The organism is Mesorhizobium sp. M0184, assembly GCF_040322215.1.
Lineage (GTDB): Bacteria > Pseudomonadota > Alphaproteobacteria > Rhizobiales > Rhizobiaceae > Mesorhizobium.
Map to the genome: position 1 here is coordinate 165,852 of NZ_JAMYSZ010000005.1, position 21,420 is coordinate 187,271.

General features: G+C 62.4%; 19 protein-coding genes and 2 tRNA genes. 12 read left to right on the forward strand and 9 right to left on the reverse strand.

Translation table 11 applies throughout. From position 1 onward, the window contains the following. Positions 1-136: 136 nt before the first annotated feature. Both NKJ23_RS09100 and NKJ23_RS09105 read right to left on the reverse strand, forming a co-directional pair. The gene (locus NKJ23_RS09100; RefSeq protein WP_352680081.1) at positions 137-1,117 is read right to left on the reverse strand and encodes an NADP-dependent oxidoreductase; all 981 of its coding nucleotides are present in this window, start codon (positions 1,115-1,117) and stop codon (positions 137-139) included. A 125-nt stretch (positions 1,118-1,242) separates the two neighbouring features. Further along, on the reverse strand, positions 1,243-2,316 hold the full coding sequence (locus tag NKJ23_RS09105; RefSeq protein ID WP_352680082.1) for an alkene reductase: 1,074 nt from the start codon (positions 2,314-2,316) through the stop codon (positions 1,243-1,245). Positions 2,317-2,399: 83 nt separating this feature from the next. Between NKJ23_RS09105 and NKJ23_RS09110 the strand changes: the two genes are divergently transcribed. Continuing rightward, on the forward strand, positions 2,400-3,269 hold the full coding sequence (locus NKJ23_RS09110) for a LysR family transcriptional regulator (RefSeq protein WP_352680084.1): 870 nt from the start codon (positions 2,400-2,402) through the stop codon (positions 3,267-3,269). 434 nt (positions 3,270-3,703) lie between these two features. Here the strand turns inward: NKJ23_RS09110 and NKJ23_RS09115 are convergent, their stop codons facing one another. Then, the gene (locus NKJ23_RS09115; protein WP_352451920.1) at positions 3,704-4,354 is read right to left on the reverse strand and encodes a hydrolase; all 651 of its coding nucleotides are present in this window, start codon (positions 4,352-4,354) and stop codon (positions 3,704-3,706) included. A gap of 181 nt (positions 4,355-4,535) precedes the next feature. On the opposite strand from NKJ23_RS09115, the gene NKJ23_RS09120 reads away from it, so the two are divergent. Beyond that, complete coding sequence (locus tag NKJ23_RS09120; protein WP_352635520.1) at positions 4,536-5,429, forward strand: LysR family transcriptional regulator; 894 nt, start codon at positions 4,536-4,538, stop codon at positions 5,427-5,429. Between the two features lie 510 nt (positions 5,430-5,939). On the opposite strand, the gene NKJ23_RS09125 is transcribed toward NKJ23_RS09120, so the two are convergent. Continuing rightward, a tRNA-Asn gene (locus NKJ23_RS09125) sits at positions 5,940-6,014 on the reverse strand. Between the two features lie 220 nt (positions 6,015-6,234). Between NKJ23_RS09125 and NKJ23_RS09130 the strand changes: the two genes are divergently transcribed. Continuing rightward, positions 6,235-6,495 carry a hypothetical protein gene (locus tag NKJ23_RS09130; protein ID WP_023676401.1) on the forward strand — a complete coding sequence of 87 codons (261 nt, stop codon included), beginning with the start codon at positions 6,235-6,237 and terminating at the stop codon, positions 6,493-6,495. Positions 6,496-6,559: 64 nt separating this feature from the next. Here the strand turns inward: NKJ23_RS09130 and NKJ23_RS09135 are convergent, their stop codons facing one another. After that, positions 6,560-6,760: a hypothetical protein gene (locus NKJ23_RS09135; RefSeq protein WP_352451402.1), complete on the reverse strand. Its 201-nt coding sequence runs from the start codon at positions 6,758-6,760 to the stop codon at positions 6,560-6,562. A 217-nt stretch (positions 6,761-6,977) separates the two neighbouring features. Between NKJ23_RS09135 and NKJ23_RS09140 the strand changes: the two genes are divergently transcribed. The 8 genes from NKJ23_RS09140 to NKJ23_RS09175 all read left to right on the forward strand — a co-directional run bounded on the left by NKJ23_RS09140 (position 6,978) and on the right by NKJ23_RS09175 (position 18,087). Beyond that, positions 6,978-7,051: transfer RNA gene (locus tag NKJ23_RS09140), tRNA-Cys, on the forward strand. 89 nt (positions 7,052-7,140) lie between these two features. Next, the gene (locus tag NKJ23_RS09145) at positions 7,141-7,809 is read left to right on the forward strand and encodes a protein-L-isoaspartate O-methyltransferase family protein (protein WP_352635518.1); all 669 of its coding nucleotides are present in this window, start codon (positions 7,141-7,143) and stop codon (positions 7,807-7,809) included. A gap of 186 nt (positions 7,810-7,995) precedes the next feature. Beyond that, entirely contained in the window at positions 7,996-9,387 is a 1,392-nt protein-coding gene (locus NKJ23_RS09150) for a TolC family outer membrane protein (protein WP_352587844.1), read from the forward strand. A gap of 196 nt (positions 9,388-9,583) precedes the next feature. Further along, positions 9,584-10,444 carry a DUF2497 domain-containing protein gene (locus NKJ23_RS09155; protein WP_352680086.1) on the forward strand — a complete coding sequence of 287 codons (861 nt, stop codon included), beginning with the start codon at positions 9,584-9,586 and terminating at the stop codon, positions 10,442-10,444. A 385-nt stretch (positions 10,445-10,829) separates the two neighbouring features. Then, positions 10,830-13,613: a valine--tRNA ligase gene (locus NKJ23_RS09160; protein WP_352680088.1), complete on the forward strand. Its 2,784-nt coding sequence runs from the start codon at positions 10,830-10,832 to the stop codon at positions 13,611-13,613. Positions 13,614-14,039: 426 nt separating this feature from the next. After that, on the forward strand, positions 14,040-15,260 hold the full coding sequence (locus tag NKJ23_RS09165) for an OmpP1/FadL family transporter (protein WP_352470410.1): 1,221 nt from the start codon (positions 14,040-14,042) through the stop codon (positions 15,258-15,260). A 279-nt stretch (positions 15,261-15,539) separates the two neighbouring features. Next, a complete protein-coding gene (ilvD, locus tag NKJ23_RS09170) occupies positions 15,540-17,264 on the forward strand; it encodes a dihydroxy-acid dehydratase (RefSeq protein ID WP_352680090.1) in 1,725 nt (574 codons plus the stop codon). Further along, positions 17,251-18,087, forward strand: coding sequence for a tetratricopeptide repeat protein (locus tag NKJ23_RS09175; RefSeq protein WP_023678939.1), 837 nt, complete (start codon positions 17,251-17,253; stop codon positions 18,085-18,087). Before ilvD ends, NKJ23_RS09175 begins: the two co-directional genes overlap by 14 nt. Before the next feature lie 24 nt (positions 18,088-18,111). Here NKJ23_RS09175 and NKJ23_RS09180 read toward each other — a convergent pair whose 3' ends face one another. The 4 genes from NKJ23_RS09180 to erpA form a co-directional block, all read right to left on the reverse strand. Then, a complete protein-coding gene (locus NKJ23_RS09180) occupies positions 18,112-18,429 on the reverse strand; it encodes a hypothetical protein (protein WP_023678938.1) in 318 nt (105 codons plus the stop codon). Between the two features lie 77 nt (positions 18,430-18,506). Further along, on the reverse strand, positions 18,507-19,301 hold the full coding sequence (xth, locus tag NKJ23_RS09185; protein ID WP_023678937.1) for an exodeoxyribonuclease III: 795 nt from the start codon (positions 19,299-19,301) through the stop codon (positions 18,507-18,509). A 30-nt stretch (positions 19,302-19,331) separates the two neighbouring features. Then, positions 19,332-19,721, reverse strand: coding sequence for a VOC family protein (locus NKJ23_RS09190; RefSeq protein ID WP_023678936.1), 390 nt, complete (start codon positions 19,719-19,721; stop codon positions 19,332-19,334). 2 nt (positions 19,722-19,723) lie between these two features. Beyond that, positions 19,724-20,071: an iron-sulfur cluster insertion protein ErpA gene (erpA, locus tag NKJ23_RS09195; RefSeq protein ID WP_254818314.1), complete on the reverse strand. Its 348-nt coding sequence runs from the start codon at positions 20,069-20,071 to the stop codon at positions 19,724-19,726. Between the two features lie 73 nt (positions 20,072-20,144). Between erpA and NKJ23_RS09200 the strand changes: the two genes are divergently transcribed. Continuing rightward, complete coding sequence (locus tag NKJ23_RS09200) at positions 20,145-21,359, forward strand: deoxyguanosinetriphosphate triphosphohydrolase (RefSeq protein WP_352568860.1); 1,215 nt, start codon at positions 20,145-20,147, stop codon at positions 21,357-21,359. Positions 21,360-21,420 lie beyond the last annotated feature (61 nt).

Sequence of the window (21,420 nt, forward strand, 5' to 3'; positions counted from 1 at the left end):
TCAGGGAAGGCTAAAAAACGCGCATTTGAGATTTGCGGCGGAGCGGAAAGGCCCTGCATAACTGTGGTTCACGGCCGTCCCAACATGAGCCGAATGCAGACGGTCCCCCTTTAGGGACGATTACCATGAGCTGAAGTCACCTGGTGAGGTCTAAGACTATCTTTCCGGGAGCGTGGCCGGTGCGATTGCGCTCGATCGCGGATGCCAGATCGTCGAAGCCGACCACTTCTGCAATCGTGGACCGCAGCGAGCCGTCAGCGATCTCTTGAGCGATTGTGGCTAGGCGCGCGGTGTCAGGTTTGACTGACAACCAGATGCCATGACGGCCTGCCGGGGCGCGCGAAACCACATCAGTTGCAGCGATGCTGGCCAGGACGCCGCCAGGCGATAGGACCGACCAAGATTTGTCCAAGACCTGGCCCCCGACAAGATCGACGATAAGGTCAATGTCGCTCGCAAGAACCTCGAAGTTCTGTTTCTGGTAATCGATCACTTCGTCAGCGCCCAAGGCTTGGACATGGGCCACGCTCTTGGTTGAGGCTGTAGCATAGACGGTCGCTCCAGCCGTCTTGGCGAACTGGACAGCGAAGCTGCCCACCCCACCAGCCGCGCCGTGGATCAACACCCGCCGCCCCCGAAGGTCGAAATCGGCGACCTGAAGGACTTGCCATGCCGTCATCGCCGCCACCGGTACTGCCGCCGCGTCAATGTCTGACAGGACCGCAGGCGTCTTGACGAGTTTTTCGGCATTTATCAGCAAATGGTCAGCATAAGCGCCCAGGCCACCCAGCGCGGCCATGACCCGGTCTCCGACCCTCACGCCTTCGACGTTGGAGCCGGTCCGCAGCACAACCCCCGCCATTTCGATGCCAAGCGTCGCGGGCAAAGATAACTTGAACTTGTCGCGGACGTAGCCTTCACGGATTTTCCAGTCGATTCCGTTTACTCCGGCAGCCTTGACCTGGACGAGCACTTGGTCGGGACCAGGCTCGGGGGCGGATAGCCAATCGACTTTCAAGCTCTCTGTGCCGCCATATGCTTGAAGACGTAGGGCCCGGCCGGAGCCAAGCGATTCAGCCCGGCCGGGGGCGCTTTGGAAGTCATTGTGTTGGTTCATCAGGCTTCTCCTTCCTGTTGGACGATATAGTTTGAAGTCTCTCAAGAACTTCGAATTATGCAGTCCGCATCGGGTGAGAAATTGTTATTAGACTGCTGGAGCTTGGGAATTTACTTGCTTGCGCTTTACGCGCTCAAAGCAGGATAGTCGGTGTAGCCCAGGGCGGTGCCACCATAGAAAGTGGCTTGGACTGCCGCATTCAGCGTCGCATTGGTCTTCAATCGTTCCACAAAGTCCGGATTGGCCAGGACCATCTGGCCGTAGGACTCCTGATCGGCCAGCCCCGAAGCTACGTCGGCGCCGATCTGGTCACGCGGACGACTTGGCCGATTGAGGATCAGCGATTGGTGCCAGAGCTTGCGGATATCGGCCAGCAGCGCCTCGTCGCCCTGGTGCATGATGTGCACGTAAGCGAGCCCGAGCTTGTCGAGTTCGGCGACCAGATAGCGGTAGAGGTCCGGCCCTTCGGCGCCTTCGTCGATCCCCCATATCGTCGTCCCCGGTGACAGGCGGATCGCGGTGCGGTCCGCGCCAATCTCCTCGGTGATCGCCGTGGCGACTTCGATGGCGAAGCGCGCTCGGTTCTTGATCGACCCGCCATATTCGTCCGTGCGCGTGTTGGCGCTGGGCGCGAAGAACTGCTGGACCAGGTAGGCGTTCGCGCCGTGAATCTCGATGCCGTCGGCGCCGGCCTCGACCGCCGAGCGCGCGGCATGGCGGAAATCGGCGACCGTCTGGCGCACCTCTTCGGTCGTCAGCGCGCGCGGCGTGGGAATGTCCTGCATCCCCGTCATGGTAAACATACCCCTCCCCGGCGCTATCGCGGACGGCGCGACCCCCTGGCGGTGATGCAGCGTATTGTCGGGATGCGACATGCGCCCGGCATGCATGAGCTGGATGAAGATGTGGCCGCCCTTGTCGTGCACGGCAGAAGTGATCTTCCGCCAGCCGGCGACATGGGCGGGCGTGTAGATGCCGGGGGTGGTGAGATAGCCCTGGCCGTCATCCGAGGGCTGGGTGCCTTCGGTGACGATCAGGCCGACGCCGGCGCGCTGGGAATAATATTCGGTGGCCAGCTCGCCCGGCATACCGTCGAAGCCGGCGCGGCTGCGGGTCATCGGGGCCATGACGAGGCGGTTAGGCAGAGTGTAGCGGCCGACGCGGACAGGGGTGAATAAGGGACTCATTGGGATCTCCATTTGCTGGAGCGCTTGTCCACTATTCCAATGTCGGGATAAATCCGGCAAAAGTGAAATCAATATTCCAAATATGGAGCAATAGTATGGGCCACTTGAACGACATGGCGCTGTTCGTGGAGGTGGCGAGAGCGAGGAGCTTCCGGAAGGCGGCTGAGGCTCTGGGCATGCCCAACTCGACTCTGTCGCGACGTATCAGCGCGCTGGAGAAGGCGATCGGCCTGAGGCTTCTGCATCGAACGACGCGCAAGATCGAACTCACCGAGGCCGGCCAGCTCTATTACGAACGAAGCAAGCGCATCGTCGACGAGGCACGGCTCGCACACGAGCAGCTCGGCGCGATGCTGGAGCAGCCGAGCGGTGTCCTGCGGGTCTCGCTCCCGGTCGACTTCGCCACGCTTTACCTGACGCCGATCATCGTCGATTTCGCGCGGCACTATCCCGGCATCACCTTCGAGTTCGACCTGACCCCGCGCCGCGTCGATTTGGTGGCCGAGCCGTTCGATGTAGCGATCCGCATGGGCGAGCTGGAAGACTCCAGCCTGATCGCTCGCCTGATCGGGCGCCACGCGCGCCACCTCTATGCTACTCCGGGCTACATCGAAGCGTCCGACGAGCCGGCGACACCGGCGGATCTGGCGGAGCATGAATGCATCTGCATGCCGAAGATCTGGACCCTGCATCAGGGGACGAACAAGGTCGAAGTCGAGGTTGGAGGCCGCTTCACTGTCAACAGCGTCGGGATGATCCGCGCCCTGGCGGTCAACCACCAGGGCATCGCCCTGCTTGCCGAGAAGATCGTCGCCGAAGATTTGGCCTCGGGCAGGCTCCGGCGTGTCCTGCCCGAATGGCAGGGATCGGCGGTCAGCATTCACGCCGTCACCGAAACTCGCCTCATTCCAGCCAAGGCCCAGCGCTTCATCGAATTCCTGTCCGCCAGGCTGGTGGAAACTTGACCCAGATCGTTACGCGGAGAAAAGTCGGACGGCGGCGCGCTGCATCGCGCCTTAGCGTAGAAAAGACGGTGGCTCGCCGGAGTCGATGAAGCTGAGAAATATGAATTTGCCATACCCCCTACACCAGAATGCACCAGAGTCGCCAAAAATGCGCAAACGTGACCGGACGGCGCAGAAGCCCTACGCCTCGCCGGCGGGCCGACACCGACGCTCAGGGAGCGGGCCATCGCTCTACCGCGAGGGCGGGGCGAGGTGCGCACGGCAGAACTCACGGCCATCGGCATCCCCGATGCTATCTATCCAGGATGTGCGACGAGGGACTGCTCGTGAAGGTGGGTTCGGCATCACAAGGCTTCCCTGTGAGGTGAGATGGCGAGGGCCGGCAAACGGATCGATTCCGACCCTCACCGAAATGCTCGCCATCCCGGCCCGAATCAGCCTTCGCTCGGCACAGGCGTCTTGAGGAGTTGTTGCTCCCACAGGAAGGCGATGCCGCTGCCGCCGAAGTGCTGGATGAGAATCTCGGTCAGCTCTTCGACATGCTCGGTGCGCGCCCAGTCGCGCTGCCACTCGCCAGCGAGCGCCATCACGGTCATCATGTTTGCGCCAGCCGCGATCATCCGCTGGATGGCGATCTGGTGGGACTCGGTCGAAACGCCGCCCGACGCATCGGTGATCACGGACACGTCCCAGCCTTCGCCGAGGGCTTGGATGACAGGCATCGCGACGCAGACTTCGGTCCAAAGGCCTGCGATAATCAGTTGTTTGCGGCCGGTCGCCTTGACCACGTCCACCACCTTCTCGTCCTGCCAGGTGTTCACCCAAGTCCGGTCGATCACTTCCTGCCCCGGGAAGACGTCAGTGATCTGCTTGAAGAGGATGCCGCCACGACCCGCGATCACGCTGGTGAGAATGGTCGGAACATTGAAGGCTTTTGCTAGCTTCGCCAGCGCGGTCGCGTTGTTGACCACAGCTTGCGGATCGTGGCTGTTCAGGTTCGCGAGTTGGTAAGGCTGGTGGTCGATCAGAACGAGTACCGAGTCTTCAGGACGAAGAAGCGAATCAAGGCCGTTGCGAGGGGTCATCAAGACTTCCTTTCTCTGCCGCCATGGACGGCAATCTTTCTCTGCCGCTATGGACGGCAATGGGTTCACGGGAGACATGCGCCAGCGGGCGAGCGTTGCCTGGACGCAATTTGCCGTTCCTTTTGGTGATGCAGTAGTGCCATAATCAGGCAAGCTGTGTCGCGAAATGAGGAACGCTGAATTGGACATCGAAGATCTACAGACATTCGTCGCAGTGGCCGATGCAGGGGGCGTATCGGCCGCCGCGCGCCGGCTCGGCGTCTCCAAGTCAATCGTCAGTCGGCGGCTCTTTCGGGTTGAAGCGGAACTTGGCGTCCAGCTTCTTGCACGAACGACCCGCGGCGCCGCGCTCACCGAAGCGGGAATCACGTTCAGAGACCATGCGGCCCGGGCCAGCGCAGAGATCGATACGGCTCGGGAAACGATCCTCCCCACCGGTGAGCTGCGCGGCCGCCTGAGGGTTGCCATGCCGCTTACTTTCGGCGCGACCCACTTCGCCCCCGTGCTCGCGGAAATGGCGCGTCTGCACCCGAAGCTTCACATCCATACTTCCTACAGCGATCGCTTCGTCGATCTCATCGCAGAAGGTTTCGATTGCGCGATCCGGGGCGCCTACCTTCAAGACTCCAACCTGATCGCGAAGCGCGTCGGGCCGATCCATGGAAAGCTTGTCGCAAGCCCGGATTATATCGAGGTGCACGGGTCACCCGAGACTCTGGACGAACTCGTCACCCATCAGGCCCTCATGCAGGGAACGGAAGCCTGGCAGTTCATAAATGGCAGCAAGATTGTTACGGTCCAGCCGCAGGGCAGGTTCAAGGCCGATAGCGCCACGGCGCTTGCCGCCGCGGCGGCGGCAGGTCTCGGCATCGCCTGGCTCCCCGATTGCATCACACATGAATATGTGGCCTCCGGCGCGCTGGTCCCGATCATGACACGCTATCCGGTACCTCCGGGGGCCGCGTATGTCGTCCGACCGCCGGGTCAGCATCCCACGCGGAAAGTGCGGGTGCTCACCGAGATGCTGATTGAGTACTTCAAACGGAACACGGATCTTTGGGGTCTTGACAACTAGGACACGAACGGTGCGAAGCCTCCCCACCGGCAGGAGGCACGGGGGTAAATTCTCCAGGCAACGCCGCAGGCGCGACGTCCACGCGGATCATGTTCAACCGAGTAGGCGTTGAGATCTTGCCTGTGCAGATCTGGCGCGAGGCCTCTCCGCTTTGTCCCAGCGACGCCTCGCGCGCGCAGGCTCAAAGCTATGCAATCCGCCGTCCACGAACACCTCGCGCCCGTCTGTAAGCTGCTGTCGTTGAGGCAGCGACGGCAAGTAATAACGGGCGGCAACGTTCGGACGCCGCCGCGGCGAACTGAACGGCGCACTCGGGCGCGAAGCCGCCGGTCATCAGTATTTCCGCGCGGTAGCCGCCGAATAGGCGTGGGCGGGCGAGCCTGCTATTCTACGCCTGATTTCATCGGTCCTCGATGCTCTGACACTCTGGAAGCAGGACTATCGAGATCGACGCGTAGGGAGAAATTGTACGCTGGCGCGCAATATCGCGCTATGGCGTAGAAGAGGCGGTGGCTCCCCGGGCCGGATTCGAACCAGCGACCAACCGGTTAACAGCCGGTTGCTCTACCACTGAGCTACCGGGGAACAGAGGCTCTCATGTGAGTGGGGCAGCCTATAGCAAACCCGTTTCGGCTTTGCAAAGAAGCATTTCGCATTTTTTCGGTGCTTTTTGGCGCAGGGCTTGCTGGCAATGGCCGGCGAGCGCCCTCATATGAGCTGTCTCTCGCCTGTCACGGAACAGAAAAGGCCGTTGCGGCTTTCTCCGGCTGATGGTGCTACTGATGCAAACGGATCGACATTTCACATGACGGCAATGAGCGACGAACAGCCACCGGCCCGGAAAATCTCGGTCTTCGGCCGCCAGTTCACCATGCCGCGCTCGCGCGGCCTCAGGATTGCGATCGGCGTTGTGCTGATCATCGGCGGCATTCTCGGCTTCCTGCCGATCCTGGGTTTCTGGATGGTACCGATCGGACTGCTGGTGCTCTCCTACGAATTTGCCCTGGTGCGTCGTCATCGGCGCCGCTTCGTCGTCTGGTGGGAGCGACGGCGCCGGCCTGACTGAGATTGCCCCGCTGACGGCCGCCAGCCTGCCATATGTCGGCGAGCGGCGTCGTCCGCCCATACGTTTACCGAGGTTGGTCGAAGCAGCTCTCCAGACGTTCGCAAAGCTCCTTGAGAACGGCGGTAGCCGATGCCAGCCGCGCCCGGTCGCGCGGCGGCAGGGTGTTTGCGCCTTCTATGCTGAGGCGGTCGATGGCATAGCGCACAAGCTCTGCAGACTGCGACAATCCGCGCGACGTGCCGTCCTTCGTAGCTGCTCGACGCATGGCGGAGCCTCCTCTTTGCCCAACGTGGCCGCCGGTTTCGGGTTCCCGTCGCCCAGAATCATGCTTAACGATAAGCTAATATGTTATTGCTAAGATGGGCATTGCGTTGATAAGGCAGGGCATGGAATGTCGAGGAACCGTTGGGAATGCATGGTGGCCGCTTGACGGCATTTTCGCCGCAACCTATTGGAGCCGGGTGGAACGCCGGGAGCAATGAGGCCTCGTGGCGGAGTGGTTACGCAGAGGACTGCAAATCCTTGCACCCCGGTTCGATTCCGGGCGAGGCCTCCAATGCCCGAGCTCCCGCGCGTCAGCGCCAGGGGGCTTCAGTTCCGGTCGAAACAGCCGCGGCCTTTGCGCGGCAAGCGGATGGTTGGAACATGAGCGCTGATTTTGCCGAACGCCGGGTGAAGATGGTCGACGGCCAGATCCGCACCACCGACGTGACCAGCGCACCGCTGCTCGAGGCGATGCTTGTCGTGCCGCGCGAGGCCTTTGTCGGCGCCGGCCAGCGTGACCTTGCCTATATCGACGAGGACATCCGCATCGCCGATACGGCCGATGGCCCGCGCTATCTGATGGAGCCGTCGCCATTGGCCAAGCTTATGCAACTGGGCGATATCGGCCCAAGCGATTCGGCACTCGATGTCGGCTGCGGCACCGGCTATGCGGCGGCGATCCTGTCGCGGCTGGCAAGGTCCGTGGTGGCGCTGGAAGGCGATCCGGCGCTGGCCGAGACCGCCACTTCGACGCTTGCGGCGCTGGGTTGCGGCAATGTCACCGTGGTCCACGGGCCGCTGCCGCAAGGCCATGCCGCCAAGGCACCTTACGACGTGATCCTGATCGGCGGCAGCGTCGGGGAGGTGCCGGCGGCGCTGTTCGACCAGCTTGCCGAAGGCGGCCGACTCGTCGCCGTGGAGGGGCAGGGCAATTCGGGCGTAGCCCGGCTTTTTTTTAAGACTGGAGGGGTTGTAACGGGAAGACGCGCATTTAATGCGGCAATTAAGCCACTACCGGGATTCGAACGCATTCCCGCCTTCGAATTCTGAGTGATTTTGCCTTGCAGCGAAGGCGCTGTCATGATCGCTTGCGTTTGAACAATCGTTGCTGATCTGCATAACCGGGCGTTTCTGGGGGCTTTCAGCGGGGGAACGATAAAAAACGCGGCGCCGGCTGATCAGAAGGAGAAGCCAGCGTGGCGCAGTTCCCGTGCAAAACGAATGAGGGAATATAACGTGCCGTCTGTACGCAAGTTGCTTTTTACCGCTGTCCTCGTTTCGGCGACAGCGCTGTCTCCAATGGCCGCCTCGGCTGAAACGATCATCGGGGCCCTTTCAAAGGCCTACCAAAACAATTCCTCGCTCAATTCTTCACGCGCCGGCGTTCGTGTCACCGACGAGGGCGTTGCCATCGCCAAGTCGGGCTGGCGCCCGACCATCACCGGTTCCGCGAGCATCGATTATACCGCCAGCCACAGCAACCGGTTGCACCGAAACATCTCGTTGACCACCGGCAACTTCGGTGTCGAGATCGACCAGACGCTGTTTGACGGTTTTCAGACCAGGAACAATGTGGCGGCCGCCGAATCGCGGGTCCGCGCTTCGTTCGAAAGCCTGCGCAACGCCGAAGAAAACACTCTTTTCAACGCGGCAAGCGCCTATATGGATGTTATCCGCGACCGCCAGGTCGCCGTGCTGACCGAACAGAACCTGCAATTCCTGACCGAGCAGGCGCGTGCGGCGCGTTCGCGCTTCGAGGTCGGCGAAGGTACGCGCACCGACGTCGCGCAAGCCGACGCCCAGCGTGCCTCCGCGGTGGCGCAGTTGAGCGCCGCCCGCGCGACGGCGCTGGCAAGCGCTGCGACCTATCGCCAGATCGTCGGCGACGAGCCGGGCAGGCTCAGGCCGGCTTCGCCGGTGTCGAAGCTGTTGCCGTCGAGCCTCGATGCGGCGATCGCGATCGCATCGGCCGAGCATCCGGCCATCCTCGCCACGGCGCATCTGGTCGACGCGGCGGGGTTTTCGGTGAAGTCGGCAGAGGGCGCGTTGCTGCCGCAACTATCGGCGTCGGCCGGTGTTTCGAGCGCCTTTCGCGGCACCGCGCCCGGCTCGCTCTCCTCGACACAGGATGGCGTAACCAATTCGGCGAACATCGGCGCGACATTGACGATACCGATCTATTCCGGCGGCCGGACCTCGGCATTGGTTCGCCAATCAAAGGAATCACTTAGCCAGGCCCGTATCGAGGTCGATGTCAGCCGCGACACCGTGCGCCAAGCGGTGACCTCGGCATGGTCGCAATACACCGCCGCGCAGCAAAGCGTCACGGCCAACCGGCAGGTGGTCGCCGCCGCGCAGCTTGCCCTGAACGGCGTCATCGAAGAGCGCAATGTCGGCCAGCGCACCACGCTCGACGTGCTCAACGCGCAGGCGACCCTCATCACTGCCAAGATCAATCTTGTCAGCGCCGAACGCGACGTGGTGGTGGCGAGCTATGCCATCCTTTCGGCGGTTGGCCATTTGTCGGCAGACCGCCTTGCGCTCAACGTGACGAAGTACAGGCCCGAAGAGCATTACAACGCCGTCAAGGACAAGTGGATCGGCCTGCGCACGCCGGACGGCCGCTGATCGCCAAGCCGTGTTTTCAGCCGCTCGAACGACGCGCGGGCTTTCAACTCCCGACCCTAATCTGTTGAAATCCGAGATGTCGCCAGATTGGGGATTCTCGCAAGCCGTTCCGTCGGTTACGCTGTTGCCATGATTCGAATCCGGCATTGCCGGACAGGAAATCTGAGAACGAGTCACAAGGGCGGCGGATGTGACGATGGCGACGGCAAGCAGCGTACAGCGCGAACCTTCCATGGAAGAAATACTGGCTTCCATCAGAAGGATCATCGAGGACAGCGATACCGGCCGCAAGCAGCCGGGCGACGCGGACGAGCTGCGCCAGGATCTGCAACCGGCGCCGGCAGCCGGACGGGCAGCGGAGGGGGATGCGTTCCGCTCCGAACTGCGCGGCGGACTGGAGATCGCCAAGCCGGCCACGCGCGCCGAGGTGCAGCCAGCGGCCGCGCCGGTCATTGAGCGCCTGGAAACGCCGCTGCGCGCCGGCCCGGTAAAGGCAGCGGTGACGCTGGCTGAGGTGAACACCGTTCCCGCAAAGCCGGATCGGCCTGCGACAGCCAAGGCTACCGAGACGACCGACACCATCATCGCCGATTGGCGGCGCGAGATCGCCGCGGTCGGCGACGCGATGGCCAAGCCGGAGCGCGCCGAGCCACTCCGGACGCCGGACGCCGAGCCGAAAGCCGAGGTTTTCGAGAACGAGGCGACTGCTGGACCTGTGCCGGAGCCTTCGGAAATTGGGCCGGAGCTTTCGGAAAGCGGCCCGGAATCTTCGAAAATCGGCCCGGAATCGTCGAAAATCGGATTGGCGCGTCCGGCGGCCAGCGAGGCGCCGCCCGCACGTCCGGCAATCCTTTCGGAGCATACGGGCCGGCAGGTTGCCGCCGCCTTCGGCGAGCTTTCCGACGCGTTTGCCAGCCGCAGCAAGAAGACTTTCGACGAGATGGCCGAGGAGATGCTGCGGCCCATGCTGCAGGACTGGCTGGACAACAACCTTCCGACGCTGGTCGAGCGGCTGGTGCGCGAGGAAATCGAGCGCGTCGCGCGCGGCGCGCAGTAGCAATTCGGAGAGCCGCCAATGGGCGGCGCTCGACCGGCGAATTGTCGAAGTCGGCGCTGCCCCTCATCCGCCTGCCGGCACCTCCTCCTGTATAGTGACGGGGAGAAGGGGTTGACCGCAATTTAGGCGCCTTTTCCGCAACGTTCGTGATTGGCGAGAGCTTCAGTACAGGCGTCTTTCTCCCCGTCACTATACGGGGAGAAATGCCCGGCAGGGCAATGAGGGGCAGCGCAAACCTGAAGCGATTGCCGTGCAACATTCAGTTCCGCGAGTTGCACCGAACCATCACGGCGCTATCTATCGGCCATGCCCTTGCGGTTGACTTGGCAACAACCTTCCGATTTACACCGGACCACAAATTCCGGACAGCGCGGACCGTTTTCCCATGCTCGAAAAGACCTACGACGCGAAAGCCGTCGAGCCGAAGATTGCCAGGATCTGGGAAGAGGCCGACGCGTTTCGGGCCGGTGCCGGGGCCGAGGAGGGGGCTGAAGCCTTCACCATCGTCATCCCGCCGCCGAATGTCACCGGCTCGCTGCATATGGGTCATGCGCTCAACAACACGCTGCAGGACATTCTGGTGCGCTTCGAGCGCATGCGCGGCAAGAACGTCTTGTGGCAGCCGGGCATGGATCATGCCGGCATCGCCACGCAGATGGTGGTCGAGCGCCAGCTGATGGAAAAGCAGATCCACCGCCGCGACCTGACGCGAGATGAGTTCATCGACAAGGTGTGGGAGTGGAAGGCCGAGTCCGGCGGCGCCATCCTCAACCAGCTGAAGCGGCTCGGGGCCTCGGCCGACTGGAGCCGGGAGCGCTTCACCATGGACGAGGGCCTGTCCAAGGCCGTGCTCGAAGTGTTCGTGACGCTCTACAAGGAAGGGCTGATCTACAAGGACAAGCGCCTTGTGAACTGGGATCCGAAGCTGTTGACCGCCATCTCGGATCTCGAGGTCGAGCAGCAGGAAGTCAACGGCAACCTCTGGCACTTCCGCTATCCAGTCGAAGGCATGACCTTCGATCCGGAAAATCCGAAGACCTTCATTACCGTTGCGACGACCCGCCCGGAGACGATGCTGGGCGATACGGCTGTCGCCGTCCACCCCGACGACGAACGTTTCCGGCATCTCGTCGGCAAGAACCTCATCCTGCCGATCGTCGGCCGCAGGATCCCGGTGGTGGCGGATGAGTATTCCGATCCCGAAAAAGGCAGCGGTGCGGTCAAGATCACGCCGGCGCATGACTTCAACGACTTCGAGGTCGGCAAGCGCCACCGGCTGCCGGCGGTCAACATCCTTACCGTCAATGCGGCGGTGAGCCTCAAGGACAATGAGGACTTTCTCGCCGGACTGGACGTGACGCCGGAGCGCCAGACCGTCTGGGACGGCCTCGACGGCCTGGACCGTTTCGATGCGCGCAAGAAGATCGTCGAGCTGATGGAGGCGGGCGGCTTTCTCGAAAAGGTCGAGCCGCATCGCCACGCCGTGCCGCATGGCGACCGCGGCGGCGTGCCGATCGAGCCGTTTCTGACCGACCAGTGGTATGTCAATGCGGCGGAACTGGCCAAGCCGGCGATCGCCTCGGTGCGCGAGAGCCGTACCAATTTCGTGCCCAAAAACTGGGAAAAGACCTATTTCGACTGGATGGAGAACATCCAGCCCTGGTGCATTTCGCGCCAGCTCTGGTGGGGCCACCAGATCCCTGCCTGGTATGGGCCGGATGGGCATGTCTTTGTCGAAAAGACCGAGGAAGAGGCACTCGGTGCCGCCGTCGAATATTATCTGGCGCTGGAAGGGCCGTGGAAGGCCTGGGTCGAGGACAAGCTCGAGAATTTCCAGCCTGGCGAGATCCTGACCCGCGACGAGGACGTGCTCGACACATGGTTCTCGTCGGCGCTGTGGCCGTTCTCGACGCTTGGCTGGCCGGACCAGACGCCGGAGCTGAAGACCTATTACCCGACCGACGTGCTGGTGACCGGTTTCGACATCATCTTCTTCTGGGTCGCCCGCATGATGATGATGGGCCTGCATTTCATGGATCAGGAGCCGTTTCATACCGTCTATGTCCATGCGCTGGTTCGCGACAAGAACGGGCAGAAGATGTCGAAGTCGAAAGGCAACGTCATCGATCCGCTCGAGCTGATCGACGAATACGGCGCCGATGCGCTGCGCTTCACCTTGACTGTGATGGCAGCGCAAGGGCGCGACGTTAAGCTCGATCCGGCCCGCATTGCCGGTTATCGCAATTTCGGCACCAAGCTGTGGAACGCGACGCGCTTCGCCGAGATGAACGAAGTGGCGCGCGACGACGATTTCTGGCTGCAGGACGCCAAGCTGGCGGTCAACCGCTGGATCTTGACGGAGCTGACGCGAGCCGCGCGGGACATAACGGACGGTATCACCTCATACCGCTTCAACGAGGCGGCGGGTGCCGCCTACCGGTTCGTCTGGAACCAGTTCTGCGACTGGTACCTGGAACTGCTGAAGCCGGTGTTCATGGGCACCGACGAGGCCGCCAAGGCCGAGAGCAGGGCATGCGTCGCCTTCGTACTCGACGAGATCTACAAGCTGCTGCATCCGATGATGCCGTTCATGACCGAGGAACTGTGGGCCGAAACCGCCGGCGAGGGCAGGCAACGGCAATCGCTGCTTTGTCATGCGGCATGGCCGTCGCCCGACTTCGAGGACGAGGCGGCCGCCGCCGATATCAACTGGCTGGTCGACCTTGTCTCCGGCATCCGCTCGGTGCGTTCGGAGATGAACGTGCCGCCGGCGGCTATCGCACCGCTCGTGGTGATCGGCGCCAACGAAACGACACGCGAAAGGCTCGAGCGTCAGGACTCGGCCATCAAGCGTCTGGCGCGGGTCGGCGACATCTCGCTCGCCGAGGCGCCACCGAGGGGATCCGCCCAGATCGTGGTCAACGAGGCGACGATCTGCCTGCCGCTCGGCAGCCTGATCGACCTTGCCGCCGAGGCAGCGCGCCTGCACAAGGAGCTTGCGAAGGTGACCGAGGAAATAGCGCGGCTCTACAAGAAGCTGTCCAACGAGAAATTCGTCGCCAACGCGCCGGAAGAGGTGGTGGAGGCCGAGCGTGAAAAACTCGCCGAATATCGCGAGGCGCAAGAGAAGCTTTCGGTGGCATTGGCGCGGGTGCGCGATGCCAGTTGATCGAACCAGATTGGGCCGGTTGATCGAACAGATTGGGCCGGCTGATCAAACAAATTGGGCCTGCTGGCCACAATAGATTCGCCGGTCACGAATCTGCCTTCCAGACAGGCCGCCTGCCACGAAAACAGGCATTCCGCAGCGTAAATCTTGAGGCAAACTGAATGTTTTTGCCCCATTGTTGCCATAATGTAACAATGGCTGACTGGGCACGCAAAATGCCCTGTTCTGTAGTGATTTAGGGGTTTTTCCCGAGTTTTCTCGTCGATCTGTATTGTGGCGGCCATTTTCCCGCCTCGGTAAGAAGGCCGACACCTTGTCGGAAATGCGTTCAGCCAAGGTGTACATGTACGCACGGCGAATTCGTTGTTGCGCCGTTAACCTGAATTGGTTCTAGCTTGATGCAAGGATGTTTCGGGGAGGAGATTCATGTGTTATTCGCGTCTGAAAGTGCTGCTGGGCGCGGGGGCTTTTTCGCTGGCTTTGGCTGGGACGGTGCAAGCCGGGGGCTTTGACCGGGGCGGCGTCAATATCGACCAGCTGTTCGACGCGGCGCCATATTCGTTCGACGCAGGCGTCACCTATGTTTCGCCACAGCGCAAACTCAAGAATGTGCAGCGCCTCGATGGCTCGGGTTTGTCGACATCAGCGGTGGACGTTGGTGGCGACTATGCGGTGCCGCATGTCGGCATCAAGGCCAACATCTTTGAGCCCGTAGACTGTCTTGCCACCTATACGAGACCGTATGGTGCGGACGCGAATTTCGGCATGAACAACGCCTATTCGCCGACAGCGGTCAAATACGCCGTCGACACAGACGATTTCGGTCTCACCTGCTCCTACAAGGTGAACGTCGGCAAGGGCGCCATACGATTCATCGGCGGTGTCTCCTACCAGCAGGTCGACGCGTTTCTGTCCCGCCAGACACTGCTCGCCTTCGGCAATACCGGCCTCGGCGTATTCAAGCTATCCGACGAGGCATGGGGTTGGCGTGCGGGCGCAGCCTATGAGATCCCCGAGATCGCCCTGCGCGCCAGCCTGATGTACTCTTCAAGCTACAAATATGACGGGCTATCGGGAACCGTCGACACTACCGGCTTCAGGGGCGCCTTTCCGGCGGATCTGATTCCTGGCTCTACCGGCGTGTACCCAGTCTCGGCGTCGGCTGAGATACCTCAGGCTCTGGAATTCAAGCTGCAGAGCGGTATAGCTCCTGGCTGGCTGGCCTTTGGTTCCATCCGCTGGCAGGAGTGGAGCAAGCTTGGCGTCATTGCCATCAATGGCGTGCGCAGTCCGGTAACCGGTTTGCCCTCGCCCGTTTCATTCGACCTGCTTTATCGCGACGGCTGGACGGTCACGGGCGGTATCGGGCACAAGTTCACCGATCAATTGTCGGGCGTGGTTTCGCTGACCTGGGATCGCGGCACCTCGACGACCTCCGGCTATCAATCGGATACCTGGGCCGTTGCCAGCGGCGTCTCCTATTCGCCGAACGACCAGGTCGAGGTCAGGCTCGGCGGCTCGATCGGTGTGCTGACGAGCGGGTCATCGACTTTCAGCGGTGTCGGCGACGTGGCAAATGCCGTTACCTATACCTACGGCAACGACCTGCTTCTCGCTGGTTCGGCTTCCGTCAAGATCAAGTTCTAACTATTAAATTTTAAACGACAAAACGGCCGGGCACTGCCCGGCCGTTGGTTGGATGCGTGGCGTCCGGCATTCGGCCGGCGCAACAATTGTCCCCATGATATTCGCTTCTGTAATTGTGACGTTTTGGCAACAGTTTCTGAACAACCCTCGCGCCACCCGGCCGCCCGGGAACATTGCCCATTTCCCGCCATAAACCCGGCGCACCTCGAACTTGTCTCGGGACATGCGCCAAAAGGCTAGGCGAAGAGGCAGGCCGCACCGCCCGCGGCAAGGACGAGTATGGACGCCAGAGCGATCTCCAAGGCCAAGCTGCCGAGCCGCCACGTGACCGTTGGTCCCGAGCGGGCGCCGCATCGCTCCTACCTTTATGCTATGGGGCTGTCGGCGGCCGAGATAGCGCAGCCTCTGGTCGGTGTCGCCAGCTGCTGGAACGAGGCTGCGCCCTGCAACATCTCCCTGATGCGCCAGGCGCAAGTGGTCAAGAAGGGCGTGGCGGCGGCCAACGGCACGCCACGCGAATTCTGCACCATCACCGTCACCGACGGCATCGCCATGGGTCATCAGGGCATGAAGTCGTCGCTGGTGTCGCGCGAGGTCATCGCCGACTCGGTCGAGCTCACCATGCGCGGCCATTGCTACGATGCGCTGGTTGGATTGGCCGGTTGCGACAAGTCGCTGCCCGGCATGATGATGGCCATGGTGCGCCTCAACGTACCGTCGATCTTCATCTATGGCGGCTCGATACTGCCCGGCAGCTACCGTGGCCGGCAGATCACCGTGCAGGACGTGTTCGAGGCGGTCGGCCAGCATTCGGTCGGCACGATCGGCGACGCCGAACTGCTCGAGATCGAGCAAGCCGCCTGTCCGTCGGCCGGCTCCTGCGGCGCCCAGTTCACCGCCAATACCATGGCCACCGTCGCTGAGGCGATCGGCCTGGCGCTGCCCTATTCCTGCGGCGCGCCGGCACCCTACGAGATGCGCGACCGCTTCAATTTCGCTTCCGGCGAAAAGATCATGGAGCTGATCGCAAGGAACATCCGCCCGCGCGACATCGTTACTATGAAAGCGTTGGAAAATGCCGCGACCGTGGTCTCGGCCACCGGCGGCTCGACCAACGCGGCGCTGCATCTGCCGGCGATCGCGCACGAGGCCGGGATAAAGTTCGACCTTTTCGACGTGGCCAGGATATTCGAGAAGACACCCTACATCGCCGACCTCAAGCCGGGCGGCAAATACGTCGCCAAGGACATGTTCGAGGCCGGCGGCATTCCGCTGTTGATGAAGACGCTGCTCGACCATGGCTATCTTCACGGCGATTGCCTGACGGTGACCGGCCGCACTTTGGCCGAAAATATGGAACATGTTGCCTGGAATGACAGCCAGGATGTGGTCCGTCCCGCCAACAGGCCGATTACCCAGACCGGCGGGGTCGTGGGCTTGAAGGGTAACCTTGCCCCCGAAGGCGCGATCGTGAAGGTCGCAGGAATGGCGGAACTCAAATTCTCGGGTCCGGCACGCTGCTTCGATTCGGAAGAGGAATGTTTCGAGGCTGTTACGCACCGTAACTATAGCGAAGGCGAGGTTCTCGTCATCCGTTACGAGGGTCCGCGCGGCGGCCCGGGCATGCGCGAAATGCTGTCGACGACGGCGGCTCTCTACGGCCAGGGCATGGGCGGCAAGGTGGCGCTCATCACCGACGGGCGTTTTTCGGGCGCGACGCGCGGTTTCTGCATCGGCCATGTCGGGCCGGAAGCGGCTGTCGGCGGCCCGATCGGGCTGCTGAAAGACGGCGACTTGATCTCGATCGACGCGGTGAACGGCACGATCGAGGTTGCATTGTCTAAAGCCGAATTGGCTGCGAGGGCAAAGGCATGGAAGGCGCGCACGACCGACTATCAGTCGGGCGCGATCTGGAAATACGCACAGACGGTCGGATCTGCCCGCGACGGCGCGGTCACCCATCCCGGCGGTGCCAAAGAAACACACTGCTATGCGGACATCTGAGTTGTTGAGGTCGTCTGTCCTTTCGGCACTGGTTGCGCTCGCCACGTTTGGCGCGACCTTGGGCGCCGTCGGCCAGGCCATGGCCTTCGACGACAAGGTGTTCGACGACAAGACCGGCGTGAAGCCGCAGTCGAGCCCGTGGGCGGTGTTCCAGTTCGGCTTTTCCGCCTACAAGAACGGCCATAAGGAGCAGGCCGCGGAAGCCTATAAATATGCCGCGGAGAACGGCCAGATCGGCGCCACCTGGAAGCTTGCGCGCATGTATGCCGAAGGCGATGGCGTGGCGCGAGACGACTACGCGGCATTCAAGTTCTTCAGCGAGATCGTCGACCAGGATGTCGAGCCCGGTTCGCCCGAGGAAAGCTATGTTTCGGACGCGCTGGTGGCGCTTGGCGACTATCTGAGGAAGGGCATTCCCGGCAGCCCCGTCGAGGAGAACGAGGTGGCGGCCCAGGAATATTACATGCGTGCCGCCGCCAACTACCGCAATCCGAACGCCCAGTTCGAGATGGGCCAGATGTTCCTCAAGGGTGAGGGCGGCGTCAAGGCCAGCGTCAAGCAGGCCGGACGCTGGTTCCAGCTGGCGGCCGAAAAGGGCCATGCGGGCGCGCAGGCGACGCTCGGCAACCTGCTTTTCCAAAGCGGCAAGATCGTGCGGGGGCTGGCGATGATGACCGCGGCGCTCGAACGGGCCTCACCCGCCGACCAGCCATGGATCCGCGGCATGCAGGAAGAAGCGTTTGCGGCCGCCGGCGAAGCCGACCGCCGCACCGCGATCTCGCTGGCCGACGACATCCTCACCAAGGGTGGCGGCGACCAGTAGGTCGGCAGAATTTCCGTTTTGAAATCAATTGTCGGTCGGTTCCGCCGGCATGCCGCTGGGCGCCGGTGTTGAGATCGGCGTGCCCTGCAGATGTGGGGCCAGCGTGTTCTCCGGGCAGCCATCCCGCTGCTTTGTCCAGGACGTGTTGTTGAGCACCATCTCGCAACGGGCGAGGTAGCTTTGGCCGGCAAGCGTCAGGCAGGCGACCCGGCCGATCTGGAATGATTTGCCGTTAGCCAGGCACTCTGCATCGGCAAAAGCCGGCGTCGCCACCGCCATCGCAAGCGCGCAGCCGATCGGGCAGAGTGCAAATCGAGTAGTCATGGGAACCCCAGCCACCATGATGATTTCTCATCAAGCACGCGATTTGTGGCGATAAGAGGTCAACTTATCAATGTGCCGCCGGACAGCAGCTGCGGTCAGGCCGGCTGCAGCGCCAGATCGATCGCCACCGGCACGTGGTCGGAGGGTTTTTCCCAGGCGCGCACCTGTTTTTCGATCGAAGCCGAGGAAAACCAGTTGGCGGCTTCGGGCGACAGAAGCAAATGGTCGATGCGAATGCCGTTGTTCTTCTGCCAGGCGCCGGCCTGATAGTCCCAGAACGTAAAAATGTCCGGGGCGTCGGTGACGGCACGCACGGCTTCGGTGAAGCCGAGATTCTTCAGCCGCCGGAACGCCTGCCGCGTCGCGGGCTGGAACAGTGCATCGCTTAGCCAGTTTTCCGGATACTTCGCGTCGATCGGCTCGGGAATGACATTGTAGTCGCCGGCCAGGACCAGCGGCTCTTCCAAAGCAAGCCGCTCCTCGGCCCAGCGCTCAAGTCGCGCCATCCAGGAAAGCTTGTAGGAGAACTTCTTCTCGTCGTCGATCGGGTTGCCGTTCGGCAGATAGATCGAGGCAACGCGCAAGGCGCCCTTGTCGGTCGAGAACACGCCCTCGATGAAACGCGCCTGCTCGTCGGCATCGTCGCCCGGCAAGCCGCGATTGACCTCGTCGAAACGCAGCTTCGACAGGATGGCGACGCCGTTGAAGCCTTTTTGGCCGTAAGTCTCGACATTGTAGCCGAGCGCCTCGATCTCGGCGCGGGGAAACTGCTCGTCGACCGTCTTGATCTCCTGCAGGCAGGCGATGTCGGGCGCGCTTTCCGTCAGCCAATGGGTCAAATTGCCGATGCGGGCGCGAACGCCGTTGATGTTCCAGGTGACGATTTTCATGACGGCCTCGATAGGCTGGTGGTCCGGAGACTAGCGATCCGGTGGATGACGTTCGACAAGGCCGATCGTATTGCCTGCCGGGTCCTTTAGGAAGGCCATCCATTCGCTTTCCCCCGCCTGGCCGAACAGGCCTTCGGTGTCGCGATGGACGAGCGCCGGCGGCGCGGTGAAGGGAACACCGGCGACCCTTGCCGAAGCGTGGAACTCGTCGAGGCCCGATATGTCGAGATAGACGGTGCCGGCAGGCAGGCCGTCGGTGAAAAGCAGGCGCACGTCACCGGCCATGATAAAGGCGATGCCCGGCGGATCGAAACGCGCATGCAGGTTCATGCCGAGCACCTCGCGCCAGAACGCCAGCGTCGCATCGAGGTCGCGCCCGGCGGAAAGCGCGACCTGACGGACCGCGCCGATGTCGGGCATTTCTAGATCGAGAAGCTGGTGCCGCAGCCGCAGGAGGCGACCGCATTGGGGTTTCTGATCTGGAACGACTGGCCCATCAGATCGTCAACGAAATCGATCACCGAGCCGCCCATATAGACCAGCGACAGGTCGTCGATCAGGACGGTGGCGCCGTCCTTTTCGATGGCGACGTCGTCGTCATTGCGCCTGTCGACCAGGTCGAACTTGTAGGAGAAGCCGGAACAGCCGCCGCCCTCGACCGAAACGCGCAGGGCCGTCTTACCGGCTTCGCTCGCCACAATCTTGGCGATCCGCCTGGCGGCGGCGTCGGTCATCTCGACTTTCATGGCGGTCTTGGCATCAGCGCCCATGGGCGTCACCTTGCATTCGGTTTCGTATGATAGGTATGAAGCGCGACGGGGCAAGTCAACTGCGGCATACGCTATGACCAACGAGTTTGGCGACATCGGATTCGGCTATCGACCGCGCGCGGCCTATGCCAGCGACCCGGCGAAGTCGCGCGGGCGGCTGTTCGACGAGGTGGAAAGCCCGACGCGTACGCCGTTCCAGCGCGACCGCGACCGCATCATCCATTCGACGGCGTTCCGCCGGCTGAAGCACAAGACGCAAGTGTTTGTCGCGCACGAAGGCGACCATTACCGCACGAGGCTGACGCATTCGATCGAGGTAGCGCAAATCGCACGCGCTCTGGCGCGGGCACTGCGCGGCGACGAGGACTTGGCCGAGGCGGTGGCCCTGGTGCACGACTTCGGCCACACGCCCTTCGGCCATACCGGCGAGGACGCGCTGAACGAGAAGATGGCCGCCTGGGGCGGCTTCGACCACAATGCGCAGTCGCTGCGTGTGGTGACGCGGCTGGAGCGGCGCTATGCCGAGTTCGATGGGCTGAACCTCACCTGGGAAACGTTGGAGGGGCTGGTCAAGCACAATGGCCCGCTGACCGATGCCAAGGGCAAAGGGCTGAAGGGGCCGGTGCCGCAGGCTATCCGCGACTATTCCGAACTGCACGACCTCGAACTCGACCGCTTCGCTGGTATCGAGGCGCAGTGTGCGGCGATTGCCGACGACATCGCCTACAACACCCACGACATCGATGACGGCTTGAGGGCAGGGCTGTTGACGCTGGATATGCTGGAGGGCGTCTCGCTGCCGGGGTCGATCCTCAAGGGCGTGCGTCAGCGCTATCCGGCGCTCGATGACGTACGCACCGGCCACGAGCTGATGCGCCGGCAGATCACCATCATGGTCGAGGACGTGATCGTCTCGACGACAGCCAATCTGGCGCGCATCAAGCCCGGCAGCGCCGAAGCGGTAAGGGCGGCCGGCGAGCCGATGGTGAGCTTCTCCGCCGAGACGGCCGTATTGGAAAAGGAGCTGAAGGCCTTTCTCTACAAGCACCTCTACCGGCATGCGGAGGTCATGCGGGTGCGCGCCGATGCCGACCAGATCGTCAGGGACCTGTTCGACGTCTATTTCGCCGATCCGCGCGCTATGCCGGATGGCTGGCGCGAAGGGCTCGACCGGGCAGAGGACCGCGTCAAGGCGCGCAGTGTTGCCGATTTCCTAGCCGGCATGACGGACACTTATGCGCTCAAGGAACACAGGCGTTTGTTTGACCATACGCCGGATTTGAGCTAGGGCGGGCGCGATTTTGCCGGCCAACGAGCCGGATCCCTGCAAAACCGTCAGAGCCACAGCA

Bases quoted from the DNA above. Each gene is read 5' to 3' on its own strand.
- NKJ23_RS09100 (WP_352680081.1), bottom strand. From the start codon at position 1,117: ATGAACCAACACAATGACTTCCAAAGCGCCCCCGGCCGGGCTGAATCG.
- NKJ23_RS09105 (WP_352680082.1), bottom strand. From the start codon at position 2,316: ATGGAGATCCCAATGAGTCCCTTATTCACCCCTGTCCGCGTCGGCCGC.
- NKJ23_RS09110 (WP_352680084.1), top strand. From the start codon at position 2,400: ATGGGCCACTTGAACGACATGGCGCTGTTCGTGGAGGTGGCGAGAGCG.
- NKJ23_RS09115 (WP_352451920.1), bottom strand. From the start codon at position 4,354: ATGACCCCTCGCAACGGCCTTGATTCGCTTCTTCGTCCTGAAGACTCG.
- NKJ23_RS09130 (WP_023676401.1), top strand. From the start codon at position 6,235: ATGACGGCAATGAGCGACGAACAGCCACCGGCCCGGAAAATCTCGGTC.
- NKJ23_RS09135 (WP_352451402.1), bottom strand. From the start codon at position 6,760: ATGCGTCGAGCAGCTACGAAGGACGGCACGTCGCGCGGATTGTCGCAG.
- NKJ23_RS09145 (WP_352635518.1), top strand. From the start codon at position 7,141: ATGAGCGCTGATTTTGCCGAACGCCGGGTGAAGATGGTCGACGGCCAG.
- NKJ23_RS09155 (WP_352680086.1), top strand. From the start codon at position 9,584: ATGGCGACGGCAAGCAGCGTACAGCGCGAACCTTCCATGGAAGAAATA.
- NKJ23_RS09160 (WP_352680088.1), top strand. From the start codon at position 10,830: ATGCTCGAAAAGACCTACGACGCGAAAGCCGTCGAGCCGAAGATTGCC.
- NKJ23_RS09165 (WP_352470410.1), top strand. From the start codon at position 14,040: ATGTGTTATTCGCGTCTGAAAGTGCTGCTGGGCGCGGGGGCTTTTTCG.
- ilvD (WP_352680090.1), top strand. From the start codon at position 15,540: ATGGACGCCAGAGCGATCTCCAAGGCCAAGCTGCCGAGCCGCCACGTG.
- NKJ23_RS09175 (WP_023678939.1), top strand. From the start codon at position 17,251: ATGCGGACATCTGAGTTGTTGAGGTCGTCTGTCCTTTCGGCACTGGTT.
- NKJ23_RS09180 (WP_023678938.1), bottom strand. From the start codon at position 18,429: ATGGTGGCTGGGGTTCCCATGACTACTCGATTTGCACTCTGCCCGATC.
- xth (WP_023678937.1), bottom strand. From the start codon at position 19,301: ATGAAAATCGTCACCTGGAACATCAACGGCGTTCGCGCCCGCATCGGC.
- NKJ23_RS09190 (WP_023678936.1), bottom strand. From the start codon at position 19,721: ATGCCCGACATCGGCGCGGTCCGTCAGGTCGCGCTTTCCGCCGGGCGC.
- erpA (WP_254818314.1), bottom strand. From the start codon at position 20,071: ATGGGCGCTGATGCCAAGACCGCCATGAAAGTCGAGATGACCGACGCC.
- NKJ23_RS09200 (WP_352568860.1), top strand. From the start codon at position 20,145: ATGACCAACGAGTTTGGCGACATCGGATTCGGCTATCGACCGCGCGCG.